15 protein-coding genes are annotated in these 15,850 nt (G+C 63.3%); 10 read left to right on the top strand and 5 right to left on the bottom strand.

The genetic code is table 11. The features are described from left to right. Nucleotides 1-105: 105 nt before the first annotated feature. The 3 genes from ACFELO_RS04670 to ACFELO_RS04660 all read right to left on the bottom strand — a co-directional run bounded on the left by ACFELO_RS04670 (nucleotide 106) and on the right by ACFELO_RS04660 (nucleotide 3,606). Entirely contained in the window at nucleotides 106-1,482 is a 1,377-nt protein-coding gene (locus ACFELO_RS04670; RefSeq protein ID WP_440959410.1) for a class II 3-deoxy-7-phosphoheptulonate synthase, read from the bottom strand. A 149-nt stretch (nucleotides 1,483-1,631) separates the two neighbouring features. Beyond that, complete coding sequence (gene gor / locus ACFELO_RS04665; RefSeq protein ID WP_440959409.1) at nucleotides 1,632-3,035, bottom strand: glutathione-disulfide reductase; 1,404 nt, start codon at nucleotides 3,033-3,035, stop codon at nucleotides 1,632-1,634. A gap of 97 nt (nucleotides 3,036-3,132) precedes the next feature. After that, on the bottom strand, nucleotides 3,133-3,606 hold the full coding sequence (locus ACFELO_RS04660) for a DUF2059 domain-containing protein (RefSeq protein ID WP_440959408.1): 474 nt from the start codon (nucleotides 3,604-3,606) through the stop codon (nucleotides 3,133-3,135). 70 nt (nucleotides 3,607-3,676) lie between these two features. Here ACFELO_RS04660 and radC point away from each other — a divergent pair, with 70 nt between their 5' ends. Together radC and ACFELO_RS04650 are read left to right on the top strand one after the other, a co-directional pair. Further along, nucleotides 3,677-4,375 carry a RadC family protein gene (gene radC / locus ACFELO_RS04655; RefSeq protein ID WP_440959407.1) on the top strand — a complete coding sequence of 233 codons (699 nt, stop codon included), beginning with the start codon at nucleotides 3,677-3,679 and terminating at the stop codon, nucleotides 4,373-4,375. Nucleotides 4,376-4,427: 52 nt separating this feature from the next. Continuing rightward, on the top strand, nucleotides 4,428-6,185 hold the full coding sequence (locus tag ACFELO_RS04650; RefSeq protein WP_440959406.1) for an amidohydrolase: 1,758 nt from the start codon (nucleotides 4,428-4,430) through the stop codon (nucleotides 6,183-6,185). Here ACFELO_RS04650 and ACFELO_RS04645 read toward each other — a convergent pair. Continuing rightward, nucleotides 6,182-6,571, bottom strand: a complete 390-nt coding sequence (locus tag ACFELO_RS04645) for a VOC family protein (RefSeq protein WP_440959405.1) — start codon at nucleotides 6,569-6,571, stop codon at nucleotides 6,182-6,184. The genes ACFELO_RS04650 and ACFELO_RS04645 overlap by 4 nt on opposite strands. 36 nt (nucleotides 6,572-6,607) lie before the next feature. On the opposite strand from ACFELO_RS04645, the gene ACFELO_RS04640 reads away from it, so the two are divergent. The 6 genes from ACFELO_RS04640 (at nucleotide 6,608) to ACFELO_RS04615 (ending at nucleotide 14,165) form a co-directional block, all read left to right on the top strand. Continuing rightward, nucleotides 6,608-7,852, top strand: coding sequence for a threonine synthase (locus ACFELO_RS04640; protein ID WP_440959404.1), 1,245 nt, complete (start codon nucleotides 6,608-6,610; stop codon nucleotides 7,850-7,852). Nucleotides 7,853-7,961: 109 nt separating this feature from the next. Then, nucleotides 7,962-9,248 carry a spinster family MFS transporter gene (locus tag ACFELO_RS04635; RefSeq protein WP_440959403.1) on the top strand — a complete coding sequence of 429 codons (1,287 nt, stop codon included), beginning with the start codon at nucleotides 7,962-7,964 and terminating at the stop codon, nucleotides 9,246-9,248. A gap of 68 nt (nucleotides 9,249-9,316) precedes the next feature. Next, nucleotides 9,317-10,621: an adenylosuccinate lyase gene (gene purB, locus ACFELO_RS04630; RefSeq protein ID WP_440959402.1), complete on the top strand. Its 1,305-nt coding sequence runs from the start codon at nucleotides 9,317-9,319 to the stop codon at nucleotides 10,619-10,621. 205 nt (nucleotides 10,622-10,826) lie between these two features. Continuing rightward, on the top strand, nucleotides 10,827-12,623 hold the full coding sequence (locus tag ACFELO_RS04625; RefSeq protein ID WP_440959401.1) for a L,D-transpeptidase family protein: 1,797 nt from the start codon (nucleotides 10,827-10,829) through the stop codon (nucleotides 12,621-12,623). A 2-nt stretch (nucleotides 12,624-12,625) separates the two neighbouring features. Continuing rightward, nucleotides 12,626-13,648, top strand: coding sequence for a D-Ala-D-Ala carboxypeptidase family metallohydrolase (locus tag ACFELO_RS04620; protein ID WP_440959400.1), 1,023 nt, complete (start codon nucleotides 12,626-12,628; stop codon nucleotides 13,646-13,648). 85 nt (nucleotides 13,649-13,733) lie between these two features. Next, nucleotides 13,734-14,165 (top strand): thioredoxin domain-containing protein, encoded by a 432-nt coding sequence (locus tag ACFELO_RS04615; protein WP_440959399.1) that lies wholly within the window; start codon nucleotides 13,734-13,736, stop codon nucleotides 14,163-14,165. A gap of 68 nt (nucleotides 14,166-14,233) precedes the next feature. Here the strand turns inward: ACFELO_RS04615 and ACFELO_RS04610 are convergent, their stop codons facing one another. Beyond that, the gene (locus tag ACFELO_RS04610; protein WP_440959398.1) at nucleotides 14,234-14,554 is read right to left on the bottom strand and encodes a DUF1476 domain-containing protein; all 321 of its coding nucleotides are present in this window, start codon (nucleotides 14,552-14,554) and stop codon (nucleotides 14,234-14,236) included. A 289-nt stretch (nucleotides 14,555-14,843) separates the two neighbouring features. Between ACFELO_RS04610 and purC the strand changes: the two genes are divergently transcribed. Further along, nucleotides 14,844-15,608, top strand: a complete 765-nt coding sequence (purC, locus tag ACFELO_RS04605) for a phosphoribosylaminoimidazolesuccinocarboxamide synthase (RefSeq protein WP_440959892.1) — start codon at nucleotides 14,844-14,846, stop codon at nucleotides 15,606-15,608. After that, nucleotides 15,605-15,847, top strand: coding sequence for a phosphoribosylformylglycinamidine synthase subunit PurS (purS, locus tag ACFELO_RS04600; protein WP_440959397.1), 243 nt, complete (start codon nucleotides 15,605-15,607; stop codon nucleotides 15,845-15,847). Before purC ends, purS begins: the two co-directional genes overlap by 4 nt. The last annotated feature ends 3 nt before the right edge of the window (nucleotides 15,848-15,850 follow it).

Below are 15,850 nucleotides of genomic sequence, written 5' to 3'. Positions count from 1 at the left end.
TGCGAAGCCGCCGCCCGAAAGGGCGGCGGTTTTCTTTTGGGGCCAGCCCCAGCAAAAAGCCCGGCTCATTGAGCCGGGCTTTTGTGGTCTTTCAGGGCGGCTTGCCTATTCAGCGGCCACCACATTGCGCTTGAGGCCCTGGGCGGGCTTCAGGGCGTCAGAGATCTGGAACGCCATCTCCAGCGCCTGGTCAGCGTTCAGGCGCGGATCGCAGTGGGTGTGGTAGCGGCTCGACAGATCCGCTTCGGACAAATGCCCGGCGCCGCCAACGCATTCGGTCACGTCCTGGCCGGTCATCTCGAAATGCACCCCGCCCGGCTCGGCGCCTTCCGCGCGCAGAACCTCGATGAAGGTGCGCAGTTCAGACAGCACCTTGTCGAAATCACGCGTCTTGTAGCCATTGGCGGCCTTATGGGTGTTGCCGTGCATCGGGTCACACGACCAGATCACATTGCGGCCTTCAGACTGCACCTTGCGCACCAGCGGCAACAAACCGTCAGCCACCTTGTCGGCGCCCATGCGCACGTAAAGGATCAGACGACCGGCCTCATCACGCGGATTGAGCACGTCGATCAGTCGGATCAGCTCATCGGGGTCCAGAGACGGGCCGCATTTGAGCCCGATCGGGTTCTCGATGCCGCGCATGAACTCCACATGGGCATGATCGGGCTGACGCGTGCGGTCGCCGATCCACAGCAAATGGGCGCTCGTGTCATACCAGCGGCCCGAATTGCTCTCCATCCGGGTCATGGCCTGCTCGAACGGCAGGTGCAGCGCTTCGTGGGAGGTGAAGAAATCCACCCCTTCCAGTGACGGCGCGCCGTCGGGCGTCACGCCGCAAGCGCGCATGAAGGCCAGCGCCTCGCCGATGCGGTCGGCATATTCCTGATAGCGTTCACCCGCCGGGCTGCCCGCCAGGAAATCCAGCGTCCACTGGTGCACGTTGTGAAGGTCGGCATAGCCGCCCGACGCCAGCGCACGCAGCAGGTTCAGCGTCGCCGCGGACTGGTCGTAAGCGCGGATCAGGCGCTCGGGATCCGGCACACGGGCTTCTTCGGTGAAGGCCATGTCATTGATGGAATCCCCGCGATAGCTGGGCAGGGTCACCCCGTCGATCGTCTCTTCGTCAGACGAGCGCGGCTTGGCGAACTGACCGGCAATGCGACCCACCTTCACCACCGGCTTGGCGCTGGCGAAGGTCATCACCACCGCCATCTGCAGCAGGACGCGGAAGGTGTCGCGCACGGTCTCTGCTGAGAATTCCTTGAAGCTCTCGGCGCAATCGCCGCCCTGCAACAGGAAGGCCTGCCCGGCGGAGACATTGGCCAGCTGGCTTTTCAGCCGACGCACTTCGCCTGCAAAGACCAGCGGCGGGCGCTTGGCGAGCTCGGATTCCACCCAATAAAGCTTATCCATGTCGGGATAAGCCGGCATTTGCTTGCCAGGTTTGGATCTCCAGCTCTCAGGGCTCCACATCGTCATGGCCTTCGCCTTTCTTGTATTTGGCCGGACATAGTAACGGCGATTGTGCAACGCAGTAAGCCCCGAAGGACCGCTTCGGGGCGCACTGCGTGCAAAAAGCAACGATAGGGGTGACGCGGTGATTAATTCACCACGCGGGATCAACGGCTTTACTCCGCAGCGCGCAGTTCAGGCGGAATCCACTTCTCTTTCATCGTCACCAATTCCTCGGCGACGCTGGGGTGGACCGCGCAAGTGGCGTCAAACTGGGCCTTGGTCAGCCCTGCTTTCACCGCAATGCCCACGGCCTGGATGATCTCCGGGCTGTCATCGCCCACCAGATGCACGCCGATAACGACCTGATCGGATGGGCGCACGATCATCTTCATCATCATCCGGTCGGGATGATCGGTGATGATGCCCTTCATCGGGCGGAACTGGGATTTATAGATATCCACTTCGCCATACTGATGGCGGGCCTCAGCCTCGGTCAGGCCCACCGTCCCGACGGGCGGCTGGGTGAACACTGCACTCGCAATCGTGGAATGGTCATAGGCGTTGGGCTTGCCGCCATAGACGGTATCCACGAAGGCCGCGCCCTCGCGGATCGCCACGGGCGTCAGGTTCACCCGGTCGGTGACGTCGCCGACGGCGTAGATATTTTCCACGCTGGTCTTTGAATACTCATCGACCTTGATCGCGCCCTTGCCATTGACCTCGACGCCCGCCGCCTCAAGGCCCAGCCCTTTGGTGTAAGGATCGCGGCCGATCGCGAAGACGACCTGATCCACATCCTCGATCACATCGCCATTATCCAGCGTGACGCTCTTGAGACCTGCAGCCTCGTCGGTCAGTTCGATCTTGTTGAACACCGCATGCGTGATCACCCGCACGCCAGCCTCTTTCAGGCCTTCATGCACGGCGGTGCGTACATCATCGTCAAAGCCGCGCAGCACGGTCTCGCCGCGATAGACCAGGCAGGTCTCGACGCCGAGCCCGGCAAAGACCTGGGCGAACTCCACCGCAATATAGCCCCCGCCCGCAATGACGATGTGCTTGGGCAGTTTGGGCAGGTGGAACAGCTCGTTGGAGGTGATCGTATGCTCGACGCCCGGCAGCGTGTCGTCCTTGTTCGGGGCGCCGCCCACGGCGATCAGGATATGCTTCGCCGTCACCGTGCGGTCCTGATTGACCAGACGAATGGTGTTCGGCCCTTCCAGCTCGGCGCGATCCTCGATCAGCTCGACGCCGGCATTGGCGAGATTGCGCGCATAAATGCCGGACAGACGGTCCACTTCGGCATTCATGGTGTCACGGAAGGTCGGCCAGCTGAACTCTGGCTCGCCCACAGACCAGCCATAGGCTTTGGCCTGCTTGAAGCTTTTGGCGAAGCTGGACGCGTAGACCATGTATTTCTTGGGCACGCAGCCGCGGATCACGCAGGTGCCGCCAGGGCGGTATTCCTCGGCCACGGCGACTTTCTTGCCCAGCATCGCGCTCAGCCGAGAGGCCCGCACGCCGCCTGACCCGGCCCCGATGGTGAACAGGTCATAGTCAAACTCGTGATCGGCCATTGCGCGCCCTTCCGTGATTCAGTCTCGAACGTCTGCGTATGTGTGCACACTGATGGGTTAGGTCAAATCACGGAAGGACGGAAGATGGGGAAACCGCTTACTGGGCCATGATGGCTTCGATCTGCGGCTGAATGCCCTGCATGGCCTCAATACCCATCTGTTCGGAGACCAGTGCGACTTCCTGCATCAGTTGCGGCATGGACACGACCAGCTTCTGGCCGGTCTCGGTTTCGTAAAACGCGTTGATTTCTTCAAGCTCTTCCAGCGTAAAAGCTGCCGCATAGGCTGACGCGCCCTCACTCACGATCTGCGGCACGAGATCGGTCATCGTCTGCTCAATGAGCGCCAGCGCCTCGGATATCTGGGCGTCAGACGCAGCAGCAAACTGACTGCGCAAAACTGGCTCCATGGTCGGCATCATCATGCCCATCATCATCGACGTGGCATCAGAGCTGCCCGTCAGCTCCATCATACGCTCGGCCTCAGCCAGGCGCACATCATCGTCAGACTGCGCCAGGCTCGGCGCGGCCAGAAACACGGCTGCACTGGCAGCCAGGACAAGACGGATCATATTTCCCCTCCAAGTCAGTCCAATTATCGGTATTCTCCTATCAGGAGAATTACGAACTGGCGAGCCTGCATTGACGGATACCCTGCCCCCAAACACCACCCTGCCCCATGCCGGTCATCGCGACCGGCTTCGCGCGCGTTTCTCTGAAGCTGGCGGACAGGGGCTCGCGGACTACGAATTGCTGGAGCTGGCGCTCTTCCGCTCCATCCCGCGCCGCGACGTCAAACCGCTGGCCAAGGCGCTGATCGCCCGCTTTGGCGGTCTGGGCGGGGTCTGCGCGGCGGAGCTGCATCAGCTGAAAGATGTGAAGGGCGTTTCGGAAAAGACCGCGCTTGATCTCAAGCTCATCGAGGCGCTGGCGGTGCGCATGGCGCGCGAGCAAGTGGTGGGGCGGCCCATCCTCTCAAGCTGGTCGGCGCTTCTTGATTATCTGCGCACAGCCCTTCAGCACGCCGCCACCGAACAATTCCGGGTTCTGTATCTGGACAAGAAGAACCGCCTCGTTGCGGACGAGCATCAGGCGCGCGGCACGGTCGATCACGCGCCGGTCTATCCGCGCGAAGTGGTCAAGCGCGCCCTGGCGCTCGACGCCAGCGCCCTGATCCTTGTTCACAATCATCCCAGCGGCGACCCGACACCCTCTCACGCTGATATCGAGATGACCAAGCTGGTCATAAGCGCCGCCAAGCCCTTCAACATTGTCGTCCACGACCATCTGGTGATCGGACGTGAACGCACCGCCAGCTTCAAGAGTCTGGGTTTGCTTTAGCGCTTCAGGGCTTTAGCCTGAGACAAAAGACAAACACAGGGGGAGGTGCGCCATGGCGCGTATGATCTGGGCGAGCCTCGCACTGCTCGTCGTGCTGGCCATCGGGTTCGGGCTGTCCGCCCGATCCGCCAATGCGCCGGAAACCGTACTCTTCCATAACGGCGTGATCCGCACCGCGGCGTCGCCTGAGACAGCTGACGCGCTCTATATGCGCGACGGCGTGATCATCGCCGTAGGTGATCTTGAAAGCGTCCAAGCGCAGGCGCCGCGAGGCGTCAGGCGCTTTGATCTTGAAGGCGGCGCCCTGACACCCGGCCTGATTGAACCGCATACCCATCCGCTCGCGACCGGGCTTTTAGGTCAGGCGATCAACCTGTCCGGCCCCCATGACGGCGGGCGGGCAGAAGTGATGGCCCTGATCGAGCAAGGCCTCGCGCGCGGCGGCCCCAGCCCCTGGGCCATTGCGTTTGGCTGGGATCCGGTGCTGCTGGGCGATGTGGACGCCCCGTCCCGCACCGAGCTTGACGCGCTGTCGCCCGACCGCCCGCTCGTCGTTCTGACCCAGATGCTGCATGAAGCCTTCGCCAATTCCGCCGCCCTTGAGGCCGCCGGCATACATGCCGGAACGCCGGACCCCGAACATGGCTATTTCGAGCGCGACGCCAGCGGCGCCCTGACCGGACGCGTGGTCGAAGTGGACGCGGTGAGCCAGTTGATGGCCGGCGTCCCCACGCCCTCGGACGCCGCGCTCGAATTCATCCTGGCCGACGCCTACGCCCGCTATGCGCAGGCAGGCTACACGACCATTGGCATCACCGGGCTGGTGGGACGGGCGCGCGATCCGCTGGCGATCCTTTCAGACGTCGCCAGCCATCCCCGCGCGCCCCTCAATACCGTCCTTTACCTGCTGCCAGAGCAGACCGGGACCGGATACGGCGTGTTTGAGGGCGCTGCACACGACACCATCACCCGTGTTGCGGGCCTGAAGCTCTGGCTCGACGGCTCGCCCTTCGTCGGCGGCGCGGCCACCGAAACGCCCTATGCTGACAGCCGGTTCAACGCCGAGGTGCTGGGCTTGCCGCCGGGCTGGCGCGGACCGCTCGCGCTGGCGCCTGAAACCGCCCTCGCCCAAGCGCTCGACACACAGGCTGCAGGCCATCAGCTAGCCTTCCATGTTCAGGGCGAGCGGGCGATTGATCTGGCGCTTGATGTCATCGAAACCGCCCAGCGCGCCCTTCCCCATCCGGATCTGCATCACCGGCTGGAGCATCTGGCGCTGGCGACGCCGGAGCAGATCGAGCGGGCGGCTAGCCTTGGCGTCTCGATGGGCTTTTTCCCCGACCATATCGGCTATTACGGCCACCGGCTGGAGGCGATGTTCGGCCCTGATCGCGCGGGCCGCTACATGCCCATTCACGCTGCGCTTGAAAGCGGCGCCGTGGTGACGATCCATGGCGATCATCCCGCCAGCACCATCGATGCAGCACGGGTCATGGCCCTGCCCGTCATGCGACAGACGCCAGAGGGCGACCGTCTGGGAGAGCGCATTGCCGCCGAGGACGCCTTCGCGATGATGACGCTCAACGCCGCCCGCCAGCTGGGCCTGCACGATGACACCGGCTCGCTGGAAGTGGGCAAGCGCGCTGACCTGGTCTGGTTTGACCGCGATCCTGTCGCGGCGCTGGACGCGGGCGAAACCTTCACCGCCCGGCAAACCTGGATCGCCGGACGCCCTGTTGATCAGCGCGGCTGGTCGCTGGACCGTCTGGGACGGCTGTTCAAAGCCGCCTGGGGACAGATGACGCGCTAGGCGGCCGGTTTCGCCGGCTCCCACAGCTCGACCTTGACGCCATCAGGGTCCATCACCCAGGCGAAGCGGCCATAGTCAAAGCTCTGCGGTTCACCGATCAGCGCGGTTCCCGAGGCCGCGATGCGTTCAAGCAGGGCGTCCATATCGGAAACGATCAGGTTGATCATGAAGGTCTGTTCGGACGGCTCGAAATAGTCCGACCCCGCCTCGAAACGGGCAAAGATCGTCCGCGCGCCCTCGCCAAAAGCGTGAGCTGCATCGGCATGGGCGAAATCAAATCCCCCATAAGAATTAAGCTCTAAACCCAGAACCTCTTGATACCAGCGCTTGCTCGCGTCAGGATCAGCCGACTTCACGAAAATGCCACCTACACCCAGGACCGGCATGCCTGCCTCCTTCTCGATTTGCCCTCACGGTGACCCATGCGCCCTGCCCCGTCCAATTATTTCACCCATCTCGAGTGCTCCATGACGGGCGCCCGGCTGGACAAGGACACCGCGCACAACCTCTCCCCGGAAGGCTGGCCGCTCTTGGCGCGCTATGATCTTGAAGCGATGAAGCACGAGCTTGATCGCGACGCCCTCGCCGCCCGCCCCGCCGATGAAGACGCCGGGTTCTGGAAATGGCGCGAGCTGCTGCCCGTGGCGCGCAATGAGGATGTGGTCTCGCTGGGCGAAGTGGATACGCCCCTGATCGAGACGCCCCACGTCGCTGCCTCGCTGGGCCTGACCGCCCCGCTCTGGGTCAAGGATGAAGGCCGCCTGCCCACGGGCAGCTTCAAGGCGCGGGGGCTGGCGCTGGCCGTCTCCATGGCCAAGTCCTTTGGCGTGACAACCATGGCCATGCCCACGAACGGCAATGCAGGCGCCGCCCTGTCGGCCTATGGCGCCCGCGCAGGAATGACGACCTATTCCTTCTGCCCCGCCGATACGCCCGAAGTGAATGTGCGCGAGATCGCGGCCCAGGGCGGACAGGTGTTTCGCGTCAACGGCCTGATCCACCAGTGCGGCGCCATTGTGGGGGCGCTGAAAGAGGAGATGGGCTGGTTTGACGTCTCCACCCTCAAGGAGCCCTACCGGATCGAGGGCAAGAAGACGATGGGGATCGAGCTGGCCTGGCAGTTGGGCTGGAAACTCCCCGACGCCATCTTCTACCCCACAGGCGGGGGCACGGGCCTGATCGGCATGTGGAAAGCGTTCGACGAGATGGAGAAGCTGGGCTGGATCGGCTCGGAACGTCCCAAGATGTTCGCCGTGCAGGCTGAAGGCTGCGCCCCCATCGTCAAGGCGTTCGAGGCGGGCGAAGAGCATGCGCCTGAATGGCTCGACGCCCATACAGTCGCCTCGGGCATTCGCGTGCCCAAGGCCATTGGCGACTTCCTGATTCTGCGCGCCGTTCGGGAAAGCGGCGGCGCAGCGCTGGCGGTGTCTGACGCCCAGATTGAAAACGCACGTCAGCTTTGCGGTCGTGAAGACGGCTTGCTCTTGTGTCCCGAAGGCGCCGCGACGCTGGCCGCCTGTCAGTCCGCACTGTCTCGCGGCCTGATCGAGAAGGACGCCGAAGTGGTTCTTTTCAATTGCGGTTCGGGGCTGAAATACCCGCTGCCCGATCAGGCCCGCTCTCTGGACCGGACCCGTCCGATCACCCCGGATATGCTCGCTCTCTAAGCGCTTAAGGGGTCATCCTGACTGGAATTGTAATGCACACGAGCCTTTAACTGAATCACCGCCCTATCGCATAACCCGGCCTCTTTTGAGCCGCCCCCGAGGGATCGCCATGAGCACCCCCGCGCCTTTCACCGCGAAACGCCCCGCCGCCAGAAACGCCTGGACGGCTCTGGGCGTCTTGCTGGTGGTCTATCTGGTGAACTTCATGGACCGGCAGGTGTTCGCCGTCCTGCAAGAAGAATTCCGGACCGATCTCAGCCTGAGCGACAGCCAGCTCGCGCTGTTGGGCGGGACCGCCTTCGCGCTGTTTTACGCCACGCTTGGCATTCCCATCGCCATCCTGGCGGACCGGACCAACCGCGTGCGCCTGATCGCAGCGGCCTGCGTGGTCTGGAGCGTGTTCACCGCGCTGTCGGGCATGGCGGGCAACTTCATCCAGATGCTGCTGGCGCGCATCGGTGTCGCCTCGGGCGAAGCGGGCGGGGTCTCCCCCTCCTATTCGGTGTTGTCTGACTATTTCCCGCCCTCCAAGCGGGCCTTCGCCATTGGCCTGTTCTCGGTCGGCGCGCCGCTGGGCCTGACCGCCGGGTCGGCGCTGGGCGCCTTTATCGCCGACGCGCTGAACTGGCGCTGGGCCTTTGTGCTGGTGGGCCTGCCGGGCGTTCTGCTGGCGCTGGTGCTGCTGGTTCTGGTCAAAGAGCCCAAGCGCGGCATGTTCGACACCGAAGCCCTGCGGGCGCAGAAAGCCAATGCGCTCGGCGCCCTAAAGCTGGTCATCGCCACGCCCTCCCTGCGCCTGTTCACGGCTGCGGCCGCTGTCACCTCGTTCGCCGGATACAGCCTGTATCAATGGGCGCCCTCCTTCCTGATCCGGTCCCAAGGCATGACGCTGGAAGAGGTCGGCGCAGGTCTTTCGCCGCTGTTTGCATTGGGCCTGATCGGCTCTGTCGCAGGCGGCTGGATCGCAGACCGGATCGGCCCGAACCGCCCGGAAGCCTATGGCGTCATTCCCGGCATCACCCTGCTTTTGACCGTGCCTTTCTTCCTGGGCGGGCTGATGGTGCGTGATGGCGGGATGAGCCTTCTCTTCTTCGCCATCCCGCTGCTGCTCAGCTATGCGTGGATCGGGCCGGGGCTGGCGGCGACGCAAACCCTCACCCCGCCCGCCTCCCGCGCAGCGGTCGCAGCCATTATCGGCTTCTTCAACAACCTGATCGGCATTGGCCTGGGGCCGCTGGCCGTGGGCGCTCTGTCAGACTTCCTGCGCAACACGCACAGCGAAGGCGAAGCCCTGCGTCTGGCGTTGATGGCGGGCAGCTCCGCCTTCGCCCTCGCCGCCGTGCTGTTCGTGGCCGCGGGCTATGCGCTCAAGCGCGATCTGAAGTCTCGCACTTGACGCGGCGGGCCGGTTAGCGCTGTTTGCGCGCAAACCTGCCCGTTTCCAAGACGTGAGAGCCGCGCCCCATGATCCCTCGCTATACCCGGCCGGAAATGGCCGACATCTGGTCCCCCCAATCGAAATACCGCATCTGGTTCGAGATTGAGGCCCACGCCACCGACAAGCTGGCCGAGCTGGGGGTTGTCCCCGCTGACGCCGCCAAGGCGGTGTGGAAAGCCAAGGACATGGAGTTCGACGTCGATCGCATCGACGAAATCGAACGCGAAGTGAAGCACGATGTCATCGCCTTCCTGACCCATCTGGCCGAGCTTGTGGGCGAGGATGCCCGCTTTGTTCACCAGGGCCTGACGAGCTCTGACGTTCTGGACACCTGCCTGGCGGTCCAGCTGCGCAATGCATCCGATCTGCTGCTTGAGGGCATGGACCGCTTGCTGGCCGCGCTGAAAAAGCGCGCCTTCGAGCACAAGATGACCGCCTGCATCGGCCGCAGCCACGGCATCCACGCCGAGCCGACCACCATGGGTCTGAAGTTCGCGCGCTTTTATGCCGAGCTTGATCGCAGCCGCGCCCGCCTTGTCAAAGCACGTGAAGAGATCGCCACCTGCGCCATCTCCGGCGCCATCGGCACCTTCGCCAATGTGAACCCCGCCGTTGAAGCCCATGTGGCCGAGAAGATGGGTCTCGCCATCGAGCCGATCTCCACCCAGGTCATCCCGCGCGACCGCCATGCGGCTTTCTTCGCCGTGCTGGGCCTGATCGCCTCCTCCATCGAGAACATCGCCATCGAAGTGCGCCACCTTCAGCGCTCTGAAGTGCGCGAAGCGCAGGAATACTTCTCCAAGGGTCAGAAGGGCTCGTCGGCCATGCCGCACAAGCGCAACCCGATCCTGACCGAGAACCTGACGGGTCTGGCGCGTCTGGTGCGCTCCGCCGTCACCCCGGCCATGGAAAATGTGGCGCTCTGGCATGAGCGGGACATCTCCCACTCTTCCGTCGAGCGTGGCATCGGCCCGGACGCCACCGTGCACCTTGATTTCGCCCTGCACCGCACTGCCTCGATGATCGAGGGGCTGATCGTGCACGAGGACCGCTGCCGTGAGAATCTGGAAGCCTATGGCGGCATCCACAATTCCCAACGCGTCCTGCTGGCCCTGACCCAGGCTGGCGCCTCACGCGAGGATTCCTATCGCCTCGTCCAACGCAACGGCATGAAAACCTGGGATGAAGGCGGCAAGCTGGTCGAGCATCTCAAGGCCGATGAAGGCGTGACCGCCCTTCTGTCCAACGACCAGATCGAAGCCTGCTTTGACGAGGGCTACCACTTCAAGCATGTGGACACGATCTTCGCCCGCGTCTTCGGCGAGAGCTAGGCTCCGCCCCTGCCGGAACAGAAAACGCCGCCCGAAACGGGCGGCGTTTTTGTTGGGGGACGTGCATACGGGGACAGACATGAAACGAACAATCCGGGGAAAGGTTCCATAGAAAACATCACAAACTGCACATACAGTTTTCTCGGAACCCAGGCCCTGCACTCCGCTTTGATTAAGCTCACCGGCGCTACTCGTGAGCTTGATGATGAAACACTACAAAACCACTGCCGCCGCCTTTGTTCTCGCCGCCGCGATCTCCTCCCCGTTCGCCGCGTCCGGTCAGACAGAAACGCTTCTCTCAAGTCTGGATCCCGAGATCGTCGGCGAGCAGACCGGCCCGGCGGGTCATATCCCGGACGGCACGGTCTCCGCCGCGATCGAAGAAGCGCTGGCGCCAGAGCCCCAGCCCGGCGCTCACGATGCCGAGCATACGCTCGAGGAAGCGCTCTACACTGCCTATGCCATGCGCGTCTTTGATCCGATCTGGACAGAGGACGGCGCACGCGAACTGATCAGCGCCTACGCCACCGCGCCCGAAGAAGGGCTGTCCCTGAGCGAAGACGCCCTGCGCACCCTGCGCGAAGCCGCGCGCGATCTGGATGCAGGTTCAGCGCAATCTGCGGCCCGCGCCGACATCCAGTTGTCCGCCGCATTCATTGCACTCGCTGACCGTCGCCTGAATGGTTTGTCCGCACGCGCCACCCAAGGGAGCGATACGCCGCTGCCTTTGGATCAGATGCTGGCTCATGCGGGCGCTGCGGAGCTTGATTATTCCGAACTGTCAGTCGCACACAGCCAGTATGACGACCTGCTCAAGGCCCGCCAGACCTATGACGGGTATATCAAGTCGGGCGGTTTCACGCCCATTCCCGAACCCGACGACCTTCTGGAGCTGGGTGATGTCAGCCCGGTGATCGAAACCTTGCGCACGCGCTTGCGTGAGGAAGGCTATCAGATCGACCGTCCGCGCGATCCGGCGCTCGTCGCTGACCGTGACGCGGACATGCCGCCGCTGACCCAGGTTTCCTTCATTACCGCGCCGGGTGACGCGGCGCCGGTGAGCCCCGATGACTGGCGCGCCGCCATGCAGACCTTCACCCCCGAAGTCGAATCCGCCCTGCGGGAGTTTCAGGCCCGTAACGGGCTTGAGGTGGATGGCGTTCTGGGCCCGGCGACAGTCGCTGCGCTGAACGTCACCGCAGAGGACAAGCTGGCGCGGATCGACGCCAATCTTGAGCGCTGGCGCAACGCCTCACCCGATTTCGGCGACCGCTATATCGAGGTGAACATTCCCGCCTATCGCACGCGCGCGATCCGCGATGGCCATGTGGACATCGAGATGCGCTCCATCGTCGGTCAGCGCACCCGTCAGACGCCGCTGATGGATGAGCAAATCGAATATATCGTCGCCAACCCCCACTGGTATGTGCCCACCAGCATTCTGGTGCGCGACAAGCTGAGCCATATCCGTGAAGACGAGGCCTATCTGAGCGATCGCGGCTACAAGGTGGTTGATCGCAATTCCGGTCAGCCCCTGAGTGCGGAAATGATCGACTGGACCTCCGATGAGGTCGCCGAGCAGGTGCGCCTGATCCAGGATCCGGGAGCCAACAACGCTCTGGGCGAACTGAAAATCATGTTCCCCAACCAACATTCGGTCTATCTGCACGGCACGCCGACCCGGCATCTGTTCGAGCGCGACCAGCGCGCGTTTTCTTCAGGCTGCATCCGGCTTGAAGACCCGCAGGCCATGGCGGCCTGGGTGGTGGAAGCGGTCACCGGCCAGAACGCCGAAGCGATGATCGCGAACGCGGTCGCATCCGGTGAAAACCAGCGCATCGATCTGGAAACGCCCCTGCCGGTCCATGTGGTCTACCGCACCGTTGAGGTCGAAGACGATGGCGATGTGGTGTTCCACCATGATGTCTATGAGCGCGACCCGGCGCTGATCGCACTGATCAACAATTCGCCGCTGACCGTTGGCAATCCGGAGCACATCTAGGCATGAAACTGAGCGCATCCGCACTCACACTCAGCCTGTGTCTGGCGAGCACAACCGCCTGTCAGGCCCAGACCCCCGCCGATCCGAACGCGACTGAAGAGGCAAGCTCGTCCGAGCCTCAAGGCCAGGTCATTGACCTGACCGAAGCGCTCAACGCGCAGCTGGCGGATCTGGAAGAGGCTGAGCCGACCGAAGACACGGCCCTGTCTCTCGCCGTGGATGGCGAACCCATGCCGCATGCAATCTGGCAGGCGACGCTGATGCCCGGCGAAACGCTGGCGCTTGAAAGCGAGACCGGGGTGTCTGTTTCCATCGATGGCGAGGAACCGGCCGGTCTGGACACAAGCCACAGCTTCACCGCACCGGATACGCCGGGCGCTCACCAGATCCGGATCTTTGATCTGGAGGGTGGTCACGCCCTGTTGTCAGTCTTCGTGCTCAAACCCCTTGAAGGACAAGAGGTGGTGGAAGGGTATCGGATCGGCAGCTACCCCCAGGACGCGCCGCAAGGTCTGATCCGGGTGACGGAGGACGATCTGGACGTCCCGGTCTCGCCCAGCTTCACGCTGGGCCAGTTCCTGTGCAAGCAGCAGCCCGGCCACTGGCCCAAATTCGTCATGGTCACGCCCAGCCTGCTCAACCGGCTTGAAGCGCTGCTTGACGAACTGCGCGCAGACGGCCTGACCGAGGCGGAAAGCTTCTTCGTCATGAGCGGCTTTCGCACGCCGTTCTACAATACCGCCATCGGCTCGGCCCGATTGTCGCGACACATGTATGGCGACGCCGCCGACATCTATCCCGATGTGGAAGGCGGGGACGGGGTCATGGATGACCTCAATGGCGATGGCCGGATCACGCGCGCGGACGCCAACTTTCTCTATGATTTCGCCGACCGGCTGTTCCGGGGGCGAACGGATCTGAGCGCAGGCGGCATTGGCGCCTATGGCGCGAACGCCGTGCACGGCCCCTTCGTACATGTGGACGGGCGCGGCAGCCGGGCGCGTTGGGGGCGCGGGGAATCGTGACCCTCACCCGCTTCACAGCCAGGTGATGCCCGTTTTGCGTCACGGCTGGTAGGATCAGGCAATCACCCGCAGAAAGCCTTGCCTGATGCCCCGTATTCTCTGCCTCATCGTGATGGCTGTGTTCGGTTTCGGACCTGCCGCTTCGGCCCAGTCCCCGACCGCAGAAGACCCGCGTCTCGTCGCCGCGCTGTTTCGCTCCAACTGGTGCGGGCCGTGCAAGATTCTTGAGCCGCGCTATGAGCGGGTGATGGCCGAGTATGCGCAGGCGCCGCTCGAACAGGTCCGCTTTGATTCGTCCTTCGGTCGGCGCAGCGCCCTGGCCGAGCGCGCGAGCGAGGAAGGCATTCGCCCCGCTTATGACGCTGTGTCGGACGCTACGGGCTTTGTCCTGCTGATCGATCGCGACACAGGCGATGTGCTGGCGCGGATCACGATGGCGTATTCCGAAGCCGATATCGCAGGCGCGCTGGATTACGCGCTGGATCTCATCGCCGACCGGGAACGCTTCGGGCTTTAGCCGGACCCGGACATGAAAACGGCGGCGCAGAGCCTGCGCCGCCGTTGATGGCTTGGAAGGGGAAGGGCTTAGCCTTCGCGCACCTGAGTGCGGGCTTCTTCCAGAAGCTGGTCCATCTTGTGACGGATCTGGTGGTCGGTCTGCTCGATGCCGCGGGCGTCGAAATCACCGCGAATCTTGCGGAACACGTCCTCGTGGCCGGCTTCCTCGAAATCGGCTTTGACCACCTCTTTGCCATAGGCTTCGGCGTCATCGCCGGACAGCCCCATCAGCTCGGCGGCCCACAGGCCCAGAAGCTTGTTGCGGCGCGCGACGGCCTTGAACTCGAGCTCCTGATCGTGAGCAAACTTGTTTTCGAAAGCGTTTTCGCGATCGTCGAAACCTGACATGGCGGTGGTCCTTCAACCCCAGACATCAATACTGTTGAGGGAAAGAGTTAGCCGCAGCGGCACAGATTATCAATCGCGTTACCCTGGGCGGTAACAGGGTTCAGCACAGATATTGATGTAAGGACCCGCCTCGCGTATGTAGGCGCCACGATAGCGGCCCGCGGCGACGGGCCGTTTCGCGTTTCTCATGGCTTGGCCCGGGCGCGACGTCTCTGATCCCAGCGACATCACAGCGGGCCGACGCCCCACTCGCGCGCCGCAAGACGCGCCTCAAGCCGGAGCGAGGCTGCTGATGTCCCGCCGCAAAATGCTTTACGAAGGCAAGGCCAAGATCCTGTACGAAGGTCCGGAACCCGGCACCGTCGTGGCCTATTTCAAGGATGACGCCACCGCCTTCAACGCCCAGAAGAAAGCCGTGCTGGAAGGCAAGGGCGTTCTGAACAACCGGATCTCCGAATTCGTGATGGAGAATCTGGGCCGTATGGGCATCCCCACCCACTTCATCAAGCGCCTGAACATGCGCGAGCAGCTGCTGCGCGAAGTGGAAATCATTCCGCTTGAGGTCGTGGTGCGCAATGTGGCCGCCGGCTCCATCGCCAAGCGCTTCGGTCTGACCGAAGGCGACGCCCTGCCGCGCTCCATCGTCGAGTTCTATTACAAGAACGACGCGCTGGAAGACCCGATGGTGGCTGAAGAGCACATCACCGCGTTCAACTGGGCGACCACCCAGGACATGGACGAGATGATCGCCATGGCCCTGCGCGTGAACGACTATCTGTCCGGCATGTTCATGGCCGTCGGCATCCGCCTGATCGACTTCAAGCTCGAATTTGGCCGCGTCTACGACCAGAACGACATGCCGCGGGTGATCCTCGCTGACGAGATCAGCCCCGACAGCTGCCGTCTGTGGGACGCCAACACCAATGAGAAACTCGACAAGGATCGGTTCCGCCGCGATCTCGGCAATGTAACCGAAGCCTACGCAGAGGTGGCCCGCCGCCTCGGCATCATGAAAGAAAACGGTTCCGTTACCGAAGAGGGGTCTCCGGAATGAAAGCGCGCGTTCATGTCTACCTCAAACCCGGCGTTCTGGACCCGCAAGGTCAGGCCGTCTCCAACTCGCTGAACCATCTGGGTTTCGGTGAAGTGGCGGGCGTGCGTCAGGGCAAGCTGATCGAGATCGATCTCAACACCGCTGACGCCGAAGAAGCCCAGAGCCGCGTGGCCGAGATGTGCGACAAGCTGCTCGCCAATCCGGTCATCGAAAATTACGACATCGAGCTGAGCGCCTAGGGC

This window comes from Oceanicaulis sp. LC35 (genome assembly GCF_052055585.1).
Classification (GTDB): Bacteria; Pseudomonadota; Alphaproteobacteria; order Caulobacterales; family Maricaulaceae; genus Oceanicaulis.
This window is presented reverse-complemented; position numbering and strand designations above follow the sequence as displayed.